A 20,043-nucleotide genomic window follows, 5' to 3' on the forward strand; every position below is an offset into this window, starting at 1 on the left:
AAATTTTACGGGATTATGAACCCATGCGGTAGTTTGGCGACTCTTTGGTGATGGTCACGTCATGCACGTGGCTTTCGTTGATGCCCGCGCCGCTGATGCGCACGAACTCCGCTTTGGTACGCAGATCGTCGATGGTTGGGCAACCGGTCAGGCCCATGCAAGAGCGCAGGCCGCCCATTTGCTGGTGCACGATCTCTTTCAGGCGGCCTTTATAGGCAACGCGACCTTCGATACCTTCCGGTACCAGTTTGTCAGCGGCGTTATCGCTCTGGAAGTAACGGTCTGAAGAGCCTTTAGACATCGCGCCCAATGAACCCATACCGCGATAAGACTTGAACGAACGGCCCTGATACAGCTCGATTTCGCCCGGAGACTCTTCGGTACCGGCCAGCATCGAGCCAACCATCACGGCCGCTGCGCCTGCTGCAATCGCTTTTGCGATGTCGCCAGAGAAGCGGATACCGCCATCAGCGATAACCGGAATGCCGGTGCCTTCCAGCGCGGCAACTGCATCAGAAACGGCGGTGATCTGTGGAACGCCAACGCCGGTAACGATACGCGTGGTGCAAATTGAGCCAGGGCCGATACCCACTTTCACCGCGCTCACGCCAGCCTGCGCCAGCGCCAGTGCGCCTGCGCCGGTAGCGACGTTGCCGCCAATGATTTCCAGGTTCGGGTATTTTGCACGGGTTTCACGAATGCGCTGCAGCACGCCTTCAGAATGACCGTGTGACGAGTCAATCAGCAGCACGTCAACGCCAGCAGCCACCAGCGCATCGACACGCTCTTCGTTGCCTGCACCAGCACCTACCGCCGCGCCTACGCGCAGGCGGCCTTCCGCATCTTTACAGGCGTTAGGTTTACGTTCGGCTTTCTGGAAATCTTTAACGGTGATCATGCCCAGCAGGTGGAAGCTGTCATCAACAACCAGCGCTTTCTCAACACGCTTCTCGTGCATTTTGTGCAGCACAACTTCGCGGGCTTCACCCTCTTTCACCGTGACCAGACGCTCCTTCGGGGTCATCACCGCAGAAACCGGCAACGTCAGGTCGGTAACAAAACGCACGTCACGGCCAGTGATGATGCCCACCAACTCGTTCTCGGTGTTCACTACCGGATAACCGGCGAAACCGTTACGTTCGGTCAGCTCTTTCACCGCCGCCAGCGCGGTGATTGGCAGCACGGTTTGCGGATCGGTAACTACGCCGCTTTCGTGTTTTTTCACCTTACGAACTTCGTCTGCCTGGCGCTCAATTGACATGTTTTTGTGAATAAAGCCCAACCCCCCTTCCTGCGCCAGTGCAATGGCCAGACCGGCTTCGGTCACGGTGTCCATGGCAGCAGAGAGCATTGGGATGTTAAGACGGATGTTTTTCGTCAGTTGAGTGCTGAGATCAGCGGTGTTTGGTAAAACAGTGGAGTGAGCGGGAACGAGCAGAACGTCGTCAAATGTGAGGGCTTCTTTAGCGATTCTTAACATTGCAATATCTCCACCTGGGGGCGATTAAAACAGATAAAATATTGCCGCGGCATTATACAGGCCGAAACCGATTGCCTCCAGTGTTTTTTCAGAAAAAGTCTTGATCCTCAGGGCAAGCAATGTAGTATCAGTTGATTAACCCTCTGATTTAAAATTTGATCTACATCACATGTCGCTACCGCCAACCGCCAATATTTTTACCGTCAGCCGCCTGAACACCACGGTGCGCCAACTGCTGGAAAATGAGATGGGCCTGGTGTGGCTCAGCGCTGAAATTTCAAATTTCACTCAGCCCTCTTCCGGTCATTGGTACTTCACGTTGAAGGATGATGGCGCACAAGTGCGCTGCGCAATGTTCCGCAACAGCAATCGTCGCGTCACCTTCCGTCCTCAACATGGCCAGCAAGTGTTAGTGCGCGCCAGCATCACGCTGTATGAGCCGCGCGGCGATTATCAGCTGATTATCGAAAGCATGCATCCGGCCGGTGAAGGCTTGCTGCAGCAGCAATTTGAACAGCTGAAAGCGCGTTTAGCCGCGGAAGGCTTATTCGATCAACAGTTTAAACAGCCGCTGCCGGATCCGGCGCGTCAGGTGGGCGTGATTACCTCCGCCACCGGCGCGGCGCTGCACGACGTGCTGCGCGTGCTGCATCGACGCGATCCTTCACTGCCGGTGATTATCTATCCCACCGCGGTGCAAGGCGTGGATGCGCCGGCTGGTATTGTGCGTGCCATTGAGCTGGCTAACCAGCGCGATGAGTGTGACGTGCTGATTGTCGGTCGTGGCGGCGGTTCACTGGAAGATTTGTGGAGCTTCAATGACGAGCGTGTGGCGCGGGCGATTTTTGCCAGCCGCCTGCCGATTGTCAGCGCCGTTGGGCATGAAACCGATGTCACTATCGCTGACTTCGTAGCGGATTTACGTGCGCCGACGCCGTCTGCTGCGGCAGAATTGGTGAGCCGTAATCAGCTTGAACTGTTGCGCCGTTTGCAGTCGCAGCAGCAGCGCATGGAGATGGCGATGGATTTCTATCTGGCTCAGCAGCAGCGTCGTTTCACGCGCATTCAGCACCGCTTGCAGCAGCAGCATCCACAGCTGCGTCTGGCACGCCAGCAAACCGCGCTCTTCCAGCTGCAGCGCCGTCTCGGTGAAGCAATGGACCAGCGCATGCGGGTGGCCAACCGTCAGCAGGATCGCCTGCTGCAACGCCTTAACGCCCAGCAGCCGCAGGGACGTATTCTGCGCGCTCAGCAGCAGCTCCAGCAATGGCACTATCGCTTACAGCAGGGCATGGAGAAGCAGCTCAATCACAATCGTCAGCGCTTTGGCACGCTGGCGGCACAGCTGGAAGGCGTGAGCCCGCTGGCGACGCTGGCGCGTGGCTTCAGCGTAACCACCGACACCCAAGGTCAGGTGGTGAAGAAAACCCAACAGCTGAGCAAAGGCGACTTGCTGCGCACCCGGCTGGACGATGGCTGGGTGGAAAGCCAGGTTACCGCACTCGAACCGCAGAAATCTCGGAGCCGCAAAGCGCGTTCATAGCGGGAAAACTATACTTCTGGCATGTACCTCAATGGCCAGGAGTTTTTTATGTCTTACAGCGTTATTCCTCCCTACATTCTGCGCAATATCATTGATAACTGCTCCGGCGCGCAACAAGACTACGCGCGCCGCACCCTCACCCACGTCCAGCACTTGATGGGCGAACATAACGCTAAACCAGCAAGCACCGCCACCGCTCAGCCAGGCACGGTGCTGCGTGCTATCTATGACGCCGAAGGAACGCAAAATCTGCCCGGCACGTTGGTGCGCGAAGAAGGCCAGCCGGGAAATGGTGATGTTGCAGCCGAAGAAGCCTGGAACTATCTCGGCATTACCCACGATTTCTTCTGGCAAATCTACCAACGCAACTCGCTGGACAATAAAGGCCTCAAGCTCGATGGCACCGTGCATTACGGCAAGGAGTATCAGAACGCCTTCTGGAACGGGCAGCAGATGGTGTTTGGTGACGGTGACGGCGAGATTTTCAATCGCTTCACTATCGCGCTGGATGTGGTGGCGCACGAGCTGACGCACGGCGTGACAGAAACCGAAGCGGGATTGATCTATTTCCAGCAGGCAGGCGCGCTGAATGAATCGATGTCTGACGTGTTTGGTTCGCTGGTGAAGCAATTTCACCTCAAGCAGAGCGCCGATCAGGCCGACTGGATTATCGGCGAAGGGTTACTGGCGCAGGGCATCAACGGGCGCGGATTGCGCTCAATGTCGTCACCGGGAACGGCCTACGATGATCCTGTGCTGGGTAAAGATCCGCAACCGGCCGATATGGCGCACTATATCGAAACGCGTGACGACAACGGCGGCGTGCACCTCAATTCCGGCATTCCCAATTGCGCTTTTTACCTCGCCGCTAAAGCGCTGGGCGGCTTTGCGTGGGAACAGGCCGGTCAAGCCTGGTACGACACGCTGTGCGACGAAACGCTGCCACAGGATGCCGATTTCAGCACCTTTGCGCGCTTTACCGTGCAGCACGCCAATCAACGATTCAACAGCTCAGTGGCGGAAAAGATCCAATCCGCCTGGCAGCAGGTAGGCGTAACATGGACATCCAACTGACCGATGACGCAATCATCGAGCTGGCGCGGGAAGGCGGAATCGCTTTTATCCCTAAACTGCGCGGCGAACGGCGCTTTGCGCTGGCGGAACTGCCGGAACCGCAAAAGCAGCGCGTCTGCGAAGTACTGGAACAAGCAATGCCCTTGGGGGAAACGGAAGATCAGGCGGCAAATGTCGGTCGTGGCGATCAGCGCTACTACCGCATTCAAATCACCTATGCTACCCATCGCGAAGCGGGAAGTTTCGTGATTTTAATTCCCGAACAACTGGCGCCCCCCGAGCTGCAATCGCTGTGGCGAGACGGTGAATAGGTTATCGGAGATCTCTCAAGGCAGAGCGTAACTGATTGACTATACTCATTATGTGGCTAGCTAGTCCACGTCGAAGAAAACACCCTTAGATGAGGTCTCTGCTATGACACAAAAAAAGCAACGAGGTGGTGCCGGGAACTTTGCAGAGGACCCGGAGCGCGCCAGGGAAGCCGGTAGCGCTGGCGGCAAAGTCAGTGGGGGTAATTTCAGAAACGATCCTGAAAGAGCCAGGGAAGCTGGAAGAAAAGGAGGTCAAAAAAGCCGTCGCCCTTCTAAGCAGCAGTAATTAAGGTGCCTTAAAGGAAGAGATGTGCCACGGAGGGTGATAAAAAAAAGGCCGACATCATGATGTCGGCCTTTCTCCTTTTTTAACTTACTTGCTGTCTGGCAGCGCGTAAGCAATCACGTAATCACCACGGTCTGGCGACTGACGTGCACCGCCTGCGGAGATCAGGATGTACTGTTTGCCGGTTTTCGGCGAAACATAGCTGATTGGACCGCCCTGGCTGCCGACTGGCAGACGTGCTTTCCACACTTCTTTACCGGTTGAGCTATCGAAAGCGCGCAGATAGTAATCCTGCGTACCCGCGATGAACACCAGGCCACCCTGCGTTGCCAGCGTGCCGCCTAAGGTCGGCATACCAATTGGCATTTTCGCGCGCATTTTGATACCAAACGGACCGGTATCTTCTACCGTACCCACTGGCACCTGCCACACGATCTGACGGGTTTTCATGTCAATCGCTGACAGCGTACCGAACGGCGGAGCCTGGCACGGAATGCCCAGCGGCGACATGAAGCGGTTTTTGTTCACCGCGTACGGTGTGCCTTTCAGCGGAACCGCACCCATACCGGTGTTGATAGCTTCACCACCGTTGCTGGCCGCCGTTTTGCTGGTGTCTTGTGGAATCATCTGTACCCACAGACCCAGACGCATATCGTTAACGAACATGTACTGGTTGTTCGGGTCAAACGAGATACCGCCCCAGTTCATACCGCCCAGTGAACCTGGGAAGCTGAGGGATTTATCGGTATCCGGCACGGTGAACAGACCATCGTAACGCATGCCTTTAAAGGCAATACGGCACGCCAGCTGATCAAACGGTGTTGCACCCCACATATCCGACTCCGTCATTTTCTGGTTGCCGATATTTGGCATTTCCACAGAGTGCGGCTGAGTTTTGGTGTACTGCTCGTTCGGGATGTGACCCTGCGGCATCGGCAGCTCTTCAACTTTGGTCAAAGGCTTGCCGGTCAGGCGATCCAGCACCCAGATCATGCCGGTTTTCGCGCCGATAACGACGGCTGGCTTGTTGGTGCCATCCTTCATCGGGAAGTCGACCAGGCTCGGCTGCATTGGCAGGTCGAAGTCCCACAGATCGTTATGCACGGTCTGATAAACCCACTTCTGCTTACCGGTGGTGGCATCCAACGCCAGAATTGATGCGCCGTAAGTGTGATCCAGTTTGGTACGGTTCGCACCCCACAGATCCACTGACGAGCTACCCATCGGCAGGAACACGGTGTTCATTGCCGGATCGTAAGACATTGGCGCCCACGAGTTTGGCGTACTGCGGGTGTAATTTTTACCCGGCATCAGCACCGCATTTGGGTCGTCGTTGCCTGGGTCAAACGCCCAACGCATCTGACCGGTGATGACGTCAAAACCACGCAGCACGCCGCCAGGCATGTCGGTCTGTACGTTATCGGCGACACGACCACCCACAACAACAGTGGTACCGGCCATCGCTGGCGGTGACGTCAGCTGATATTGCGGATCTGGCGCACTGCCCAGACCGGTTTTCAGGTCAACCACACCGTGCGTACCGAAGGTGTCGCACAGCTCACCGTTGTCGGCGTTGATAGCAATCAGACGCGCATCAATGGTGTTCATCAGAATACGACGCTGACAGGTATCGCCAGCAGGCAGCACAGCGGCAGTAACCGGCGTTGAACCCGGCTCGGTTGGCTGCTGCAGCGGTTTAGTCGCATCGAAATAGGCTAAGCCACGGCAGCGGTTCCACACTTCTGCCTGCGCGTTGATTTCGCGTTTCCAGATTTCCTTACCGCTGTCTGCGGCAACCGCAATCACATTGTTATGCGGGGTGCACAGGAACAGCGTGTTGCCCACCTGTAATGGGGTTTGCTGATCTTCCGCACCGTTACCGGTTGGGCTGATTGGCGTATCGCCAGTGTGGAAAGTCCAGGCAACCTGCAGATCTTTCACGTTGTCGCGGGTAATCTGATCGATGGCAGCGAAGCGGTCGCCACCCGGCGTACGGCCGTAGCTGCTCCAGTCTTGCTGAGGTTTTGCTTTATCGACCGGAATCAGCGGCAGCTGTTTACCGTCAAATGCCACGGTAGGATGCGGCTGGAACATCTGCACGAAGGTCGCCACCATGCCCACCACGATCACCGCAGACAGCACATAAGAGACTTTCGCCAGGGAGCTTTTGCCTTCGCTTTTACGCAGGGCTGGCCAGGTGAGGAATGCAAACAGCATCAAGCCGGCCGGCACCATCAAGCGCGAGACCAGCGGCCAGAAATGCAGGCCTGCATCAAACAGTGACCAAATCAACGTGCCAGCAAACACCAGAATAAACAGGGTGACGGCGGATGATTTGCGACGGAAGAACTGAATGGCCGACAGCAACATGACGATACCGGCGATGAGGAAGTACCAGCTGCCGCCCAGCGCAACCAGCTTGCCGCCGCCGATAGCGAAGAACAAACCGATAGCCAGCAGGACCAGGCCAAACAGTACGGACCAGATGCTCAGCCCTTTGCCGGGACGAGCGGAATTTTCTGCCATAACAAAAACTCTCCTGAAAAAATAAAGCGCTGGCGCCAGTAAATCTGTGGCAGCCGATAACAAGGCTCCAGCCGCAGCGGGAGACAGGAATAATTCCGTTACGCTTTATTTTATATCTATTGGTACGGGTGCAATGCCCGTGATTCGGCGCTTGTGAGCGAGGACACAACGCAGGTGAGAGTGATTCTCGCTACAAGGCGGCAGGATTGTACCACCTGGTACAATAAAAAGTGAATATCCATAACGCGGCAGTCACTGGTTAATAGCATTTTTGCTACAAATCCAGCCGTAAGCTATTCATAAATATGACGGCTTATCGTGACTTTTATTATTGCGACGTTAAGTCAGGGATGAATTCGACACGTTTTTTGGAAATTAGGCCGTCGCCGTGCTGGCAGAAGTAGTCCACCGCACCGCAGGCTTTCAGCACCTGCAACGGTTGGTGGCAATCCGGGCATGAGGCGATGTGTGCGAAATGACGTTCACAGTTGGGGCAGTCAAAACCGGTTTCATTGTGAGTGAGTCGTTGCTGACAGGCTGGGCAGGAAAAATTCATCAATTGTCCTCTGCGCTTTGGATGGCGGTCGCCATGAATGGCGACCCTACGCGTTACAGGTTCATAAAAAAAGGGCCCTGCTGGGCCCTTATCATCTTAACGCTTGTTCTTCTTCAGATGCGACATCAGACGCTGGCGTTTACGCTGCTGCGTTGGCGTCAAAAGGTTGCGTTTGCCCGCGTACGGGTTATCGCCCTCTTTGAACTGAATGCGAATCGGCGTACCCATCACGTTGAGTGAACGACGGAAGTAGTTCATTAGGTAACGTTTATAGGAATCGGCCAGATCTTTCACCTGGTTACCGTGAATCACCACGATTGGCGGGTTATAACCACCGGCGTGCGCATACTTCAGCTTCACGCGGCGACCACGCACCAATGGCGGCTGGTGATCGTCGGCGGCCATGGTCATGATGCGCGTCAGCATTGCGGTGCCCACACGTTTGGTAGAGCAGTCGTACGCTTCGGTCACCGATTCGAACAGGTTGCCGACGCCGCTGCCGTGCAGGGCGGAAATAAAGTGGATGCGCGCAAAATCGATAAAGCCCAGGCGGAAGTCCAACATCTCTTTGACTTCATCTCTGGCTTCCTGCGTCATGCCATCCCACTTGTTGACCACGATCACCAGTGAGCGCCCACTGTTCAGGATAAAGCCGAGCAGCGAGAGATCCTGATCGGAGATTCCGGCACGCGCATCAATCACCAGCATTACCACGTTAGCATCTTCGATCGCTTGCAACGTTTTGATAACTGAGAATTTTTCGACGGTTTCGGTGATTTTACCGCGCTTACGTACGCCAGCGGTATCAATCAGGACATACTCACGTCCGTCACGTTCCATCGGAATATAGATGCTGTCGCGCGTGGTGCCCGGCATGTCGAAGACCACGACACGGTCTTCGCCAAGAATGCGGTTAGTTAGCGTTGACTTGCCCACGTTGGGGCGGCCAACGATAGCGAGTTTGATTGGCAGTGTGGTTGGGTCGAAATCTTCTTCTTCCTCTTCCTCCAGCGCCTTCTCACTCTCTTCTTCTAAATCGGCCCAATAAGCAGCGTTCTCTTCTTCTTCAGTGAGCTCGACTTCTGGAACGATTTCTTCCATCCACGGCAACAGTGCGGTTTCCAGCAGGCTGTTAACGCCGCGGCCATGCGAAGCTGCAATGGCGTGAATCTCGCCTAAGCCCAGCGCATAGAAATCCAGCACCGCTGCTTCTGGGTCGATACCGTCAGTTTTGTTGGCGACCACAAAGGTGGCTTTCTCACGCGCACGCAGATGATTGGCGATTTGCTGATCCGCCGGCATCACGCCCGCGCGCGCATCCACCATAAACAGCACCACATCGGCTTCTTCAATCGCCAGCAGCGACTGCTCCGCCATGCGGTTTTCAACGCCCTCTTCGGTGCCATCGATACCGCCGGTATCAATAACAATGAATTCGCGCCCTTCCACTTCGGCGCGACCATATTTGCGATCGCGAGTCAGTCCAGGAAAATCCGCCACCAGCGCATCACGTGTGCGTGTTAAACGGTTAAATAGCGTAGATTTTCCCACATTGGGACGCCCAACCAGCGCGACCACAGGTACCATAACACTTGCCTCAGTTTTTAAAATAATTCGCCCGAATGGCGTGATTATAACGACATTTGACGCCAGGCGTCAGGCTGAAGGCGCAAAGAATACCATGCCTGACTAAAAACGAAACGGCCCCTGACGAATCAGGAGCCGTGTAAGCGAGCGGGAAACGGGTTCCCGCAGAGCCAATTCCTTAACGGGTGATGGCGTAAACTTCTCCGCCTTTCGCCTGGATCAGCAGCTTGTCACCGGCGACAACCGGTTCAGTCTGGAAGCCATCGCTGTCCAGTTTCTGCTGCGCTACGAAGCGGCCGTCAAGGGTGTTAATCCAGTGCAGATAACCTTCGCTATCACCGACAACCAGATAACCGTTGAACAGCACCGGCGAGGTCAGATTACGATGCAGCAGATCGCTTTGACGCCAGATGGCTACGCCACCGTCAGCATTCAGGGCAATCACGCGGTCATCCTGATCGACCAGATAGATACGACCCGCATCCACCACCATGTCTTTCACGCCGCCAATCTCACGCTTCCACAGAACCTGACCAGACCGCAGTTCCAGCGCGGTAAGGTTACCGTTATACGCCAGCGCATAAACCACACCGTTTACAACGACTGGCGTAGTATCGACGTCGCTTAGGCGATCGATTTCCGTGGCGCCGCTTGGCTGCGAAATACGCTGCTGCCAAATCAGCTGACCTTGATTGACGATGACTGCGCTCACGCGGCCATTATCGCCACCCACAATTGCGCCACCAAAGGCCACGGTCGGGGCTGATTCACCGCGCAGTGACAGCGCAGGCATATCGAGGTTGACGGTCCATTTGATTACGCCAGTGCTCTGATCAAGACCTTGCAGCATACCGTTGCTGGTGTGGATCAGCACTAAACCGTCGCTCACTACCGGACGCGACAGCGCTTCACCGGCGACCTTGGTCTGCCAGGCAATGCCACCATCGCTGGTATTCAACGCAAATACCTGACCACGTTCGCTACCGATGTAGATGCGATCGCCGCTGGCCGTTACGCCGCCAGAAAGCAGTGCCGAGATGTTTTTCGAGAAGAAGCCGGTTTTCTCAGAGAGATCAACTTTCCACTTCTCTTTACCATTGCTGGCATCAAGCGCTTTAACTACACCAAAACGATCCGCAGCATACACGGTACCGTCCAGCCAGGCTGGATGCAGATTGGAATAGAAATCACCAACGCCGTCGCCGACTGAGGTGCTCCACGCGGTCTGCGGCGTAAACTGGTTTTCCACTTTAGGCAGCGGGGCCATTTTCACTACATCTTCTTCGCCGCTGAACAGCGAGCAACCGCTGAGCAGAGTGACTGAAATCAGCCCTGGCAGCAGGTATTTACGTAATTCCATGTGCGCTCTCTTGACTGGCTTAACTTAAGTTATTCATCTTCATCTGCAGCATTTGCTTCAGCGCAGGAGAGGCCTGCGATTCAGCACCTTTGCTCCAGGCATCACGTGCGCCCTGCTTATCGCCTTTGCTCAGCAGTGCTTCGCCACGAATGTCCGCCACAATGGCTGTCCAGCCATCACCTTTAACATTGTTAAGGGTAGAAAGTGCGGCATCGGCCTGGCTTTGCTGCAACTGAATGCGTGCCAGACGCAGGTTAATCACCGCCTGCAGGTTGGCATCTTTGGTATCTTTCAGCCCACTCTGTAACAGAGTGATAGCTTTATCGAGCTGATTGGTTTCAACATACTGCTTAGCCAGATCCAGCGACGCCAACGCACCGTAGGTGTTGTTGTTTTCGCTGGCGAAAGTGGCGACCGCTTGCAGCGAATCCGGCTTGTCCGCCTGCATCGCGCTGGTCAGCTGTTGATATTCTGCTGATGCCGCTTTATCGGTTCCTTCCTGATGGCTGGACCAGAAACGCCAGCCACCCAACGCAGCGATACCGATGATTACGCCAACGGCCAGGAATTTGCCATTGTTGGCAAAGAACTGACGCAGCGCGTCAACTTGTTCGTTTTCGTTGCTGTAAACTTCCACGCAATCCCTCTCTTTAAAATGGCTGTTGCAGTGCTGCGCTTACTGCAGCAGCGTGCGCAACGTCGCAGCGGCGTCGCTCTGAGCCAGCGTCTGTTGATCGCCAGTACGCAAGTCTTTCACCACAACCTGGCCCGCTTTCACTTCATCTTCGCCCAGCACCAGCGCAATGCGTGCGCCCCACTTGTCTGCACGTCCAAACTGCTTCTTGAAGTTACCGCCACCGAAGTTGGTCATCAGCTTCAATGCCGGATCAGCATCACGCAGTTTTTCCGCCAGTTGCATCGCGGCGGACTGAACGCCCTGCCCCGAAGCGATAACATAGACATCAACAATACGCGTCGGTTCAAATTCTGGATTAACCGCTTGCACCAGCAGCACCAAACGCTCCATGCCCATGGCAAAACCCACCGCTGGCGTGGCACGGCCACCCAACTGTTCAACTAAACCATCGTAACGTCCGCCGCCGCAAACGGTGCCCTGCGAACCGAGGCTGCTGGTTACCCATTCAAACACGGTACGGTTGTAGTAATCGAGGCCGCGCACCAGGCGCTGGTTGATACGATATTTAATGCCCGCGTCGTCCAGCAAGGCGCACAGCCCGCTGAAGTGCTCGCGCGACTCCTCATCAAGGAACTCGCCCAGCGTTGGCGCATCATTTAACAGTTTCTGGATGTCAGGATTTTTGCTGTCGAGCACGCGCAGTGGATTGGTGTACATGCGGCGTTTGCAATCTTCGTCGAGTACGTCCTGATGTTGCTCCAGGAACGCCACCAGCGCGCTGCGATAGTTGGCGCGCGCGTCCAGCGAACCGATTGAGTTCAGCTCCAGCTCAACGTGCTCGGCGATACCTAACGCTTTCCACCAGCGCGCGGTCATCATGATCAGCTCCGCATCTACGTCCGGGCCTTGCAGGCCGAAGACTTCCACACCCATTTGGTGGAACTGGCGATAACGACCTTTCTGTGGGCGCTCGTAGCGGAACATCGGGCCGGTGTACCACAGACGCTGTTCCTGGTTGTACAGCAGACCGTGCTCGATACCGGCGCGCACGCAACCTGCGGTGCCTTCCGGACGCAGCGTCAGGCTTTCGCCGTTGCGGTCTTCAAAGGTGTACATCTCTTTCTCAACCACGTCGGTGACTTCACCGATCGCGCGGCTGAACAACGGGGTGTGCTCAACGATTGGCAGACGGATTTCACTGTAACCATAGCTGGCCAGCACCTGCTTCAGGGTGCCTTCAATACGCTGCCAAATCGCGGTATCCGCCGGCAGGTAATCGTTCATCCCGCGAATCGCTTGAATATTCTTCGCCACGTTAGAATCTCTTTAAGACAAAAAAACCTGAGCGGCATCATACCTTATGAGGATGAAACCGCACAGGTTCAATCACAAACTGGCACGCGACAGGCGCGCACCACGATTATTTTTCCAGCTGCTGCACGTTGATGCGGCGGCTTTCATCCAGCATGCTGGCCTTGGCGCGAATACGCGCTTCCAGCTGGTCGATCATGTCGTTGTTATCGAGACGATCACGTTGGCGCACACCATCTTCATAGAAGCCGCTTTTCTTGGCGCCACCGGTCACGCCAAGAGTAGACACTGTCGCTTCACCCGGACCGTTCACCACGCATCCGATAATGGAAATATCCATCGGCGTGATGATGTCTTCCAGACGCTCTTCCAACGCATTCACCGTGCCGATGACATCAAACTCCTGACGCGAACAGGTCGGGCAGGCGATAAAGTTGATGCCGCGCGAACGAATGCGCAGAGATTTGAGGATGTCGTAGCCGACTTTGACTTCTTCAACCGGATCGGCCGCCAGCGAAATACGCAGCGTATCGCCAATGCCTTCGGCCAGCAGTAAACCTAAACCGATCGCCGATTTCACTGAACCCGCACGCGCGCCGCCCGCTTCGGTGATACCGAGGTGCAGCGGTTGATCGATGGCTTTCGCCAGCAGACGATAGGACTCAACGGCAAGGAACACGTCGGAGGCTTTGACGCTCACTTTGAACTGATCAAAGTTGAGGCGATCGAGATGATCCACATGGCGCATCGCGGATTCGAGTAGCGCCTGCGGCGTGGGCTCGCCGTATTTTTCCTGCAGATCTTTTTCCAGCGAACCGGCATTCACGCCGATGCGGATCGGAATATTGTAATGACGCGCACAATCCACCACCTGGCGGATACGCTCATTGTTGCCGATGTTGCCTGGATTGATACGCAGACAATCCACGCCATATTCAGCGACTTTTAGTGCGATGCGATAGTCAAAGTGAATGTCCGCTACCAGCGGCACGTTGACCTGTTGCTTAATCAGTTTGAAGGCTTCAGCCGCATCCATCGTAGGAACAGAGACGCGCACGATATCAACCCCGACGCGCTCAAGCTGGCGAATCTGGTTAACGGTGGCGTCCACATCAGTGGTGCGGGTGTTGGTCATTGACTGAACGGCGATGGGCGCGCCATCGCCAACTGGCACCTTGCCGACGTAAATCCGTGTTGATTTGCGACGGATAATGGGTGCTTCGTTATGCATATTCTCTCTCCACAATTACCCGGAAAGCGCGCTGCGCGTTATTGCGCACCCAGCGTCAGACGGGCAACCTGGTTATTACGGATAAAACGACTTAAATCAACGGGCTGATTCTGATATTGCACGTCAACCGCACCTGGTGCGCCAATTTTCAGACGATACGGAGCCGTTCCGGACAAACTCAGCTTACCGCCGCTCCGTTGCAGACCGCTGAACAACTTCTTGCCGGTAGCATCGCTGACTTCCAGCCAGCAATCGGCTTTGAAGTTCATCACGATGGCATTCGGATCGCCTGCCGGTTGGCTGACAGCCGCATTTCCGGTAGGCATCTGGCCGGCAGGAACGCTGTTCGCTGGCGCCGGAGACGTCGCCGCTGGCGGCGCCGTATCAATTGGTGCCTGGCTCGGCGAAACCACGGCGTTGTCGCTGCCGTTGGTTTGCGCTGGAGTGCTAGTGCTCGCCGCAGGTGCGGCGGTGTTACTTTCCGGCGTGGCGACAGCGCCAGCACCGTTATCAATTGGCGTACCGGCTGCGTTGGTATCTGCATCGGCATTGCTGTCGGTGCTGTTGTCGCCCAATGGAATCGACTGGCTATTGTCGCCGCTGCCGTTTTGATCGGCCATCGACACCAAATCAGCCTGGGACGCTTTATGGTTCTGCCACCACCACGCACCGGTTAAACCGACTACGACAAAAATCACCAACCAGGTGAAGATCATCAGCCAGCCATCGCGCTTTTTACGACGCTTACCCAATGAGAAGCTCTGCATTGGCTCGATCTTGGCCGCGCGCACCGGAGCCTGTTTTGCCATCATCGGCAGCAGGTCATCTTCCGGCACATGCACCAGACGGGCATAGGAGCGAATGTAACCGCGCAGGAATGTCGAGGCTAAATCAGCAGGTGACTTATCCTCTTCAATATCACGCACGGTAGTAAGTTTCAGGCACAGGCGTTCAGCGACGTTTTGCTGGGTCAGCCCCATCTGCTCACGGGCCAGACGCAGGCGTTCACCTGTGGAATGTACTGCAGAATTCTCTTGAGTGGCTTCAGTATTCATTAGCTAAATAACGCTGGTACTGTATCGATTGTGGAAAACTTCGCGCCAACCGGTCGCCATAACGTGTAACGTCAGCAGCGTTTCCCTGTTGCGCGGCGAAACGTATCTGTAACCACAGGCTCTCTGCCGTTGCCGGCAAACGCTGATGGTAAACTTCTAAAAGCAGCGGAACCGACTGCTGTTCCTGCTGTTCAAGCCGCCTTTCCACTTCCCTTAGCAGTTGACTGCCCTGCTCCGGTGCGGCATCCAGCGCATAACCTAACTGCTCGCGCGCTGCGGCACTCTCATCAGCCTGCAGGTAACAATAGCCCGAAAACAGGAATGCATCCTGACGAGCATCGATTTCCTGCGCCTCAATGGCCAGCTTAAACTGTTGATGCGCTTCGTCATACTGCCTTAAACCGCAGAGAAACGCACCGTAATTGTTAGCCACATAACCATTCAGCGGCGCTAACTGCTGCGCCCGCTGATAGTGCCAGCGGGTTTGTGCGCTGTTCTGCTGCGCCTGTGCCACCCGAGCAAGGGCCAACGGGACGCGATAATCTTTCGGCGCTGCCTGCTGAGCACGCAATAAATTGCGCTGTGCAGCGGCATAATCCTTCACCGCCAGATAGTGCAATCCGAGCTGCAAACGAATATCCGCTGCGCTTTGCCTTGCGGGATGATTGACACAACCGGTTACAAGAAAGCTAGCCAGAATCGCTACGGGTAATCCTTTACGCATTTCAGTCTCTCCATAAAAATATGCGGAGAGACTGACATGAGTTACGCCCGGTGAATATCAGCAGGCGCTGGCTTTCAGAGCGCCTTCACAGAGATGGCTTCACCCGCCATTTTCTTACGCAGCGTACGCTTGGTACGGTCGATCACATCGCCCGCCAGCTGACCACAAGCAGCGTCGATATCGTCACCACGGGTTTTACGCACGATGGTGGTGAAACCGTAATCCATCAGGACTTTGGAGAAGCGATCGATACGGCTGTTGGAGCTACGGCCATACGGCGCGCCGGGGAACGGGTTCCATGGAATCAGGTTGATTTTGCACGGCGTCTCTTTCAGCAGTGCCGCCAGTTCATGCGCGTTGTCGGTGCTGTCATTGACGTGATCCAACATCACGTACTCAATGGTGACACGGCCCTGATTGGCGTTGGACTTGCCGATGTAGCGTTTTACCGCCGCAAGGAAAGTCTCGATGTTGTACTTTTTGTTGATCGGCACGATCTCGTCACGAATGGCATCGTTCGGCGCGTGCAGCGAAATTGCCAGCGCTACGTCGATCATGTCGCCCAGCTTATCCAGCGCCGGCACTACACCCGAAGTGGAGAGCGTAACGCGACGTTTTGACAGGCCGAAACCGAAGTCATCCAGCATGATGTCCATTGCTGGAACCACATTGTTCAGGTTCAGCAGCGGCTCACCCATGCCCATCATCACCACGTTGGTGATCGGACGCTGACCGGTAATTTTTGCGGCACCGATAATTTTCGCGGCGCGCCATACCTGGCCGATAATTTCTGATACGCGCAGGTTGCGGTTAAAGCCCTGCTGCGCCGTCGAACAGAATTTGCACTCCAGCGCACAGCCTACCTGCGAAGAGACGCACAAGGTTGCGCGATCCGCTTCAGGGATATAGACGGTTTCAACCAGCTGGTCGCCCACGCGAATCGCCCATTTAATGGTGCCATCGGTGGAACGCATCTCTTCCGCCACTTCCGGCGCACGGATTTCAGCGCGCTGCATCAGCTTACCGCGCAGCACTTTGTTGATGTCGGTCATCTGCTCGAAATCATCGCAGCAGTAGTGGTACATCCACTTCATGACCTGATCGGCACGGAACGGCTTTTCGCCCATCTCAAGAAAGAATTCGCGCATCTGCTGACGGTTAAGATCCAGCAGGTTAATTTTTTCGTTTTTTGGGGAAACAACCACGGGGGAAGCGGACGACGGCGTCACAATCTGTTCGGACATAATGTTCTCTGGCCTCGTTGTTACACGTTACGGCTCTGGTTAATAGTAGGAAAAAAACAGCGCCCTCGCTGAGACTGGCTCAACAAGGGCGCATAATTGTACTACATCTGCTGCATGATGCCAGGGGAACCTTTTCACAGATGTTGAACAGCTGTAAAGACGCGTGTCCGCCTGGGCGATCAATGCATTTAGCGAGTGCGTGGGCAGACTTCGTTTTCTGCGAAGAAGTACGCGATTTCGCGTGCTGCAGATTCAGCAGAGTCAGAACCGTGGGTTGCGTTCTCGGTGAAGCTGTCCGCGTAATCGGCACGCAGAGTACCTGCCAGCGCGTTGTCTGGGTTAGTTGCACCCATCAGATCGCGGTGACGCTGAACGGCGTTTTCGCCTTCCAGTACAGAAACCACAACTGGACCAGAAGTCATGAATTCAACCAGACCATCAAAGAATGGACGGCCTTTATGCTCAGCGTAGAAGCCTTCAGCCTGCTCTTTGGTCAGGTGCAGCATTTTTGCGCCAACGATTTTGAAGCCCGCGCTTTCAAAACGGTTATAGATTGCACCAATCACGTTCTTAGCGACGGCGTTTGGTTTCACGATTGAGAAAGTACGTTCGATTGCCATGTTGACCTCTAGTTAGCATCCTGAAGAATCCGGGAGCTCCTCCCGGTAAGAAAACGCGCCGATTATAGGGATATCATGGCGCGTTGCCTATTAGCGATTAGCGGAATTATTGAAAATAATTGATTTTTGTCGGGGCGCGCAGGCAAAAAGTATGCCATATCCATGCACTCAACCGCGGGTAAAGGCCACCGATGAGAGCTGCCCCGCTTCATCCATCACCACCAGTTGATAACTGCCCGGCTCATCCAGCACCAGCGCCGCACCCTTATTATTCGCGTCCCGCTCCAGCGGCTGCCCGTTTAAAAACCACCAGCGCTGCTCACCTTGTCCGCCCTGCACCGCTACCGGCATCACCAGCACCACTTTGCCCGGCAGCGGCTGTACGCGCTGGCCGTTGATCACACCGGTAATCACCATCGGTGGCGCATTGCCCTGATTGAGTGGCGGACAAGCGGGATCGATCGGCGGCAAGCGCTGCGCACGGCGTTCAGCAACCGGCAGCCAGGGTTCAAGCGGCAGCGGCCACATCAGGCGCTCGCGACTTTGTGCATCCGGGCAGTCTGCTGCTACGCGCAATCCCCGGCTATTCTGCCAGTAACGCTGGCGCAAACCATTAACGCCTTCCTGCCCCGGCGCCAGCAGCGTTGGCGGCACGGTTTGATTCAATACCCAACTCTGACGACGTTGACGACAGTTCTCGTCGCCGAGGGGCAACGGCTGACCGCCAGGCCAGCAAATGTTCATGGCGCTGACCGCTTGCGGACGCGGATCGCGCGACGCACCGTTCACCGGCATATGTCCTGCCAGCAAATTATTGACCTGATTCATCACCGGCACCGCCGAGGCAAAACCAAATTGCCCGGCGACCGGCGTCGCATCGGGTCGCCCAACCCACACGCCAATCAGATAGCGCGGGGTAATGCCAATCGTCCATGCATCGCGATAGCCGTAGCTGGTCCCGGTTTTCCACGCCAAAGGCGCAATCTCCGGCACCGCGCCGCTGGCCGGCGGTTGCGCCGCGCCAGCCAGAATGCGCCGCACAATCCATGCTGCGCCCGGCGACAACAGCGGCCTCTCCTGCAGCGGCTGTGTCGTCAGCCAGCGCAACTGCGCCGCGTTGCCGTGACGGGCAAAGGCGCTGTAGGCCGCCACAATCTCATCCATGCGTGCGCCGGTGCCGCCCAGCACCAGCGACAGATTGGGTTCTGCACCGGCAGGAAAGCGCAGATTCAATCCGACGTTACGCAAGCGCGCGGCGACGGTTTTTGGCCCCAGCGCATCCAGCAACTGCACCGCCGGGAGATTGAGCGATCGCTCCAGCGCATCGCTGGCGCTCACCGGTCCGTGAAAGCCCGAGTCAAAGTTGCCGGGACGATAGTCACCGAAGCGGCGCGGCACATCCTGCAGCAGCGATTCGCCATGAATTAGTCCATCGTCCAGCGCCATGCCATAGACAAAGGGCTTCAGCACCGATCCTGGCGATCGCACGCTGGCGATCATATCGACGTGACCAAAACGGCTGTCGTCATTGAAATCCACCGAGCCGACATAGCCGCGCACTTTCATATTTTGGTGATCCACCACCAGCAGCGCTAGCGAAGTGCGCGGCGGCAAGTTGCTTTTCAGCGACGCTGCCAGATTCTCGAGTTCGCGCTGCAGCGACACATCAAGGGTTGAGGTGATTTTGTTGTCGGGTGACAGCGACAATAAGCGTCGGGCCAGCAGCGGCGCACGTTGCGGCATTTGGCGCGGCGGCAGCCACACCGCTTCTTGTTTGATATCGGCGACATCCTGCACTGACCAGACGTGATATTGCGCAAGGCGATCCAACACTTTATTGCGTGCGGCTTCGGCGCGCTGTGGCCAGCGGTCCGGACGCAGGCGGCTTGGTGCCTGTGGCAGCACCGCCAGCAGCGCCGCTTCACCTTTGGTGAGCTGGGACGGCGGTTTGCCCAGCCACATCCAGCTTGCCGCGCCAACGCCCTCAACCGTGCCACCAAAAGGGGCACGATTGAGATACAGCGTGAGGATATCGCGTTTGGAGAGATGATATTCAAGCTGCAGCGCGCACCACGCCTGCACCACTTTACCGCGCAGCGTGCGCGGTTGCGGATCGATAAGCCGCGCCACCTGCATGGTGAGCGTGCTGCCGCCGGAGACCACGCCGTGATGCAGTACGTTCTGCCCGACGGCACGCACAATCGCCATCGGATTGATGCCGGGATGCTGCCAGAACCAGCGGTCTTCGTAGGTCAGCAGCGCCTCGATATAAGCGGGCGAGACATCCTGCAGCGTCACCGGATAGCGCCACACGCCTTGCTGGTCAGCAAAGCGCCACAGTGGCGTACCGTCTTCGGCTACTACCACGCGCGCCGGCTGCAAATCACGCAGCGGCAATGGCGTAAGTCGATCCAGCAGCCACAGCGCGGCCAGTAAAATCAGTAAAAAAAGTGGCAGCCAGCGCCACCGCTTTAGTCGCTTACTTCCAGACATTAAGG

General features: G+C 56.2%; 17 protein-coding genes. 4 read left to right on the top strand and 13 right to left on the bottom strand.

The window, feature by feature from the left end:
• Nucleotides 1-13 precede the first annotated feature (13 nt).
• Entirely contained in the window at nt 14-1,480 is a 1,467-nt protein-coding gene (guaB, locus tag AC6I8A_RS14550; RefSeq protein ID WP_497818701.1) for an IMP dehydrogenase, read from the bottom strand.
• 169 nt (nt 1,481-1,649) lie between these two features.
• Between guaB and xseA the strand changes: the two genes are divergently transcribed.
• From xseA to AC6I8A_RS14570, 4 genes are all read left to right on the top strand, one after another.
• Nucleotides 1,650-3,023, top strand: a complete 1,374-nt coding sequence (xseA, locus tag AC6I8A_RS14555; protein WP_110866471.1) for an exodeoxyribonuclease VII large subunit — start codon at nt 1,650-1,652, stop codon at nt 3,021-3,023.
• A 48-nt stretch (nt 3,024-3,071) separates the two neighbouring features.
• Complete coding sequence (locus AC6I8A_RS14560) at nt 3,072-4,097, top strand: M4 family metallopeptidase (protein WP_497818702.1); 1,026 nt, start codon at nt 3,072-3,074, stop codon at nt 4,095-4,097.
• Nucleotides 4,082-4,408 carry a protealysin inhibitor emfourin gene (locus AC6I8A_RS14565; RefSeq protein WP_217548974.1) on the top strand — a complete coding sequence of 109 codons (327 nt, stop codon included), beginning with the start codon at nt 4,082-4,084 and terminating at the stop codon, nt 4,406-4,408. The genes AC6I8A_RS14560 and AC6I8A_RS14565 overlap by 16 nt, the downstream gene beginning before the upstream one ends.
• 103 nt (nt 4,409-4,511) lie before the next feature.
• On the top strand, nt 4,512-4,694 hold the full coding sequence (locus AC6I8A_RS14570; protein ID WP_045814915.1) for a con-10 family general stress protein: 183 nt from the start codon (nt 4,512-4,514) through the stop codon (nt 4,692-4,694).
• 87 nt (nt 4,695-4,781) lie between these two features.
• Here AC6I8A_RS14570 and AC6I8A_RS14575 read toward each other — a convergent pair whose 3' ends face one another.
• From AC6I8A_RS14575 to pbpC, 12 genes are all read right to left on the bottom strand, one after another.
• Nucleotides 4,782-7,220: a glucose/quinate/shikimate family membrane-bound PQQ-dependent dehydrogenase gene (locus AC6I8A_RS14575; RefSeq protein ID WP_256697104.1), complete on the bottom strand. Its 2,439-nt coding sequence runs from the start codon at nt 7,218-7,220 to the stop codon at nt 4,782-4,784.
• Between the two features lie 328 nt (nt 7,221-7,548).
• A complete protein-coding gene (locus AC6I8A_RS14580) occupies nt 7,549-7,776 on the bottom strand; it encodes a zinc ribbon domain-containing protein (protein ID WP_256697106.1) in 228 nt (75 codons plus the stop codon).
• 96 nt (nt 7,777-7,872) lie between these two features.
• A complete protein-coding gene (gene der / locus AC6I8A_RS14585) occupies nt 7,873-9,363 on the bottom strand; it encodes a ribosome biogenesis GTPase Der (protein WP_101763491.1) in 1,491 nt (496 codons plus the stop codon).
• A 178-nt stretch (nt 9,364-9,541) separates the two neighbouring features.
• The gene (gene bamB, locus AC6I8A_RS14590; protein ID WP_256697110.1) at nt 9,542-10,723 is read right to left on the bottom strand and encodes an outer membrane protein assembly factor BamB; all 1,182 of its coding nucleotides are present in this window, start codon (nt 10,721-10,723) and stop codon (nt 9,542-9,544) included.
• 19 nt (nt 10,724-10,742) lie between these two features.
• The gene (locus tag AC6I8A_RS14595) at nt 10,743-11,360 is read right to left on the bottom strand and encodes a YfgM family protein (RefSeq protein WP_256697111.1); all 618 of its coding nucleotides are present in this window, start codon (nt 11,358-11,360) and stop codon (nt 10,743-10,745) included.
• A 39-nt stretch (nt 11,361-11,399) separates the two neighbouring features.
• Nucleotides 11,400-12,674 carry a histidine--tRNA ligase gene (gene hisS, locus AC6I8A_RS14600; RefSeq protein WP_256697113.1) on the bottom strand — a complete coding sequence of 425 codons (1,275 nt, stop codon included), beginning with the start codon at nt 12,672-12,674 and terminating at the stop codon, nt 11,400-11,402.
• 106 nt (nt 12,675-12,780) lie between these two features.
• Nucleotides 12,781-13,902 carry a flavodoxin-dependent (E)-4-hydroxy-3-methylbut-2-enyl-diphosphate synthase gene (gene ispG, locus AC6I8A_RS14605; protein ID WP_101763487.1) on the bottom strand — a complete coding sequence of 374 codons (1,122 nt, stop codon included), beginning with the start codon at nt 13,900-13,902 and terminating at the stop codon, nt 12,781-12,783.
• A gap of 38 nt (nt 13,903-13,940) precedes the next feature.
• Nucleotides 13,941-14,957, bottom strand: coding sequence for a cytoskeleton protein RodZ (gene rodZ / locus AC6I8A_RS14610; protein ID WP_256697115.1), 1,017 nt, complete (start codon nt 14,955-14,957; stop codon nt 13,941-13,943).
• The gene (gene pilW / locus AC6I8A_RS14615; protein ID WP_479489306.1) at nt 14,947-15,681 is read right to left on the bottom strand and encodes a type IV pilus biogenesis/stability protein PilW; all 735 of its coding nucleotides are present in this window, start codon (nt 15,679-15,681) and stop codon (nt 14,947-14,949) included. The genes rodZ and pilW overlap by 11 nt, the downstream gene beginning before the upstream one ends.
• 74 nt (nt 15,682-15,755) lie before the next feature.
• Nucleotides 15,756-16,925, bottom strand: coding sequence for a dual-specificity RNA methyltransferase RlmN (gene rlmN / locus AC6I8A_RS14620; protein WP_007884898.1), 1,170 nt, complete (start codon nt 16,923-16,925; stop codon nt 15,756-15,758).
• Between the two features lie 188 nt (nt 16,926-17,113).
• Nucleotides 17,114-17,545, bottom strand: a complete 432-nt coding sequence (ndk, locus tag AC6I8A_RS14625; RefSeq protein WP_007884899.1) for a nucleoside-diphosphate kinase — start codon at nt 17,543-17,545, stop codon at nt 17,114-17,116.
• A gap of 168 nt (nt 17,546-17,713) precedes the next feature.
• A complete protein-coding gene (gene pbpC, locus AC6I8A_RS14630; protein ID WP_497818703.1) occupies nt 17,714-20,038 on the bottom strand; it encodes a peptidoglycan glycosyltransferase PbpC in 2,325 nt (774 codons plus the stop codon).
• Nucleotides 20,039-20,043 lie beyond the last annotated feature (5 nt).

This window comes from Pantoea sp. X-Soil-ISGK-275, from assembly GCF_059730795.1.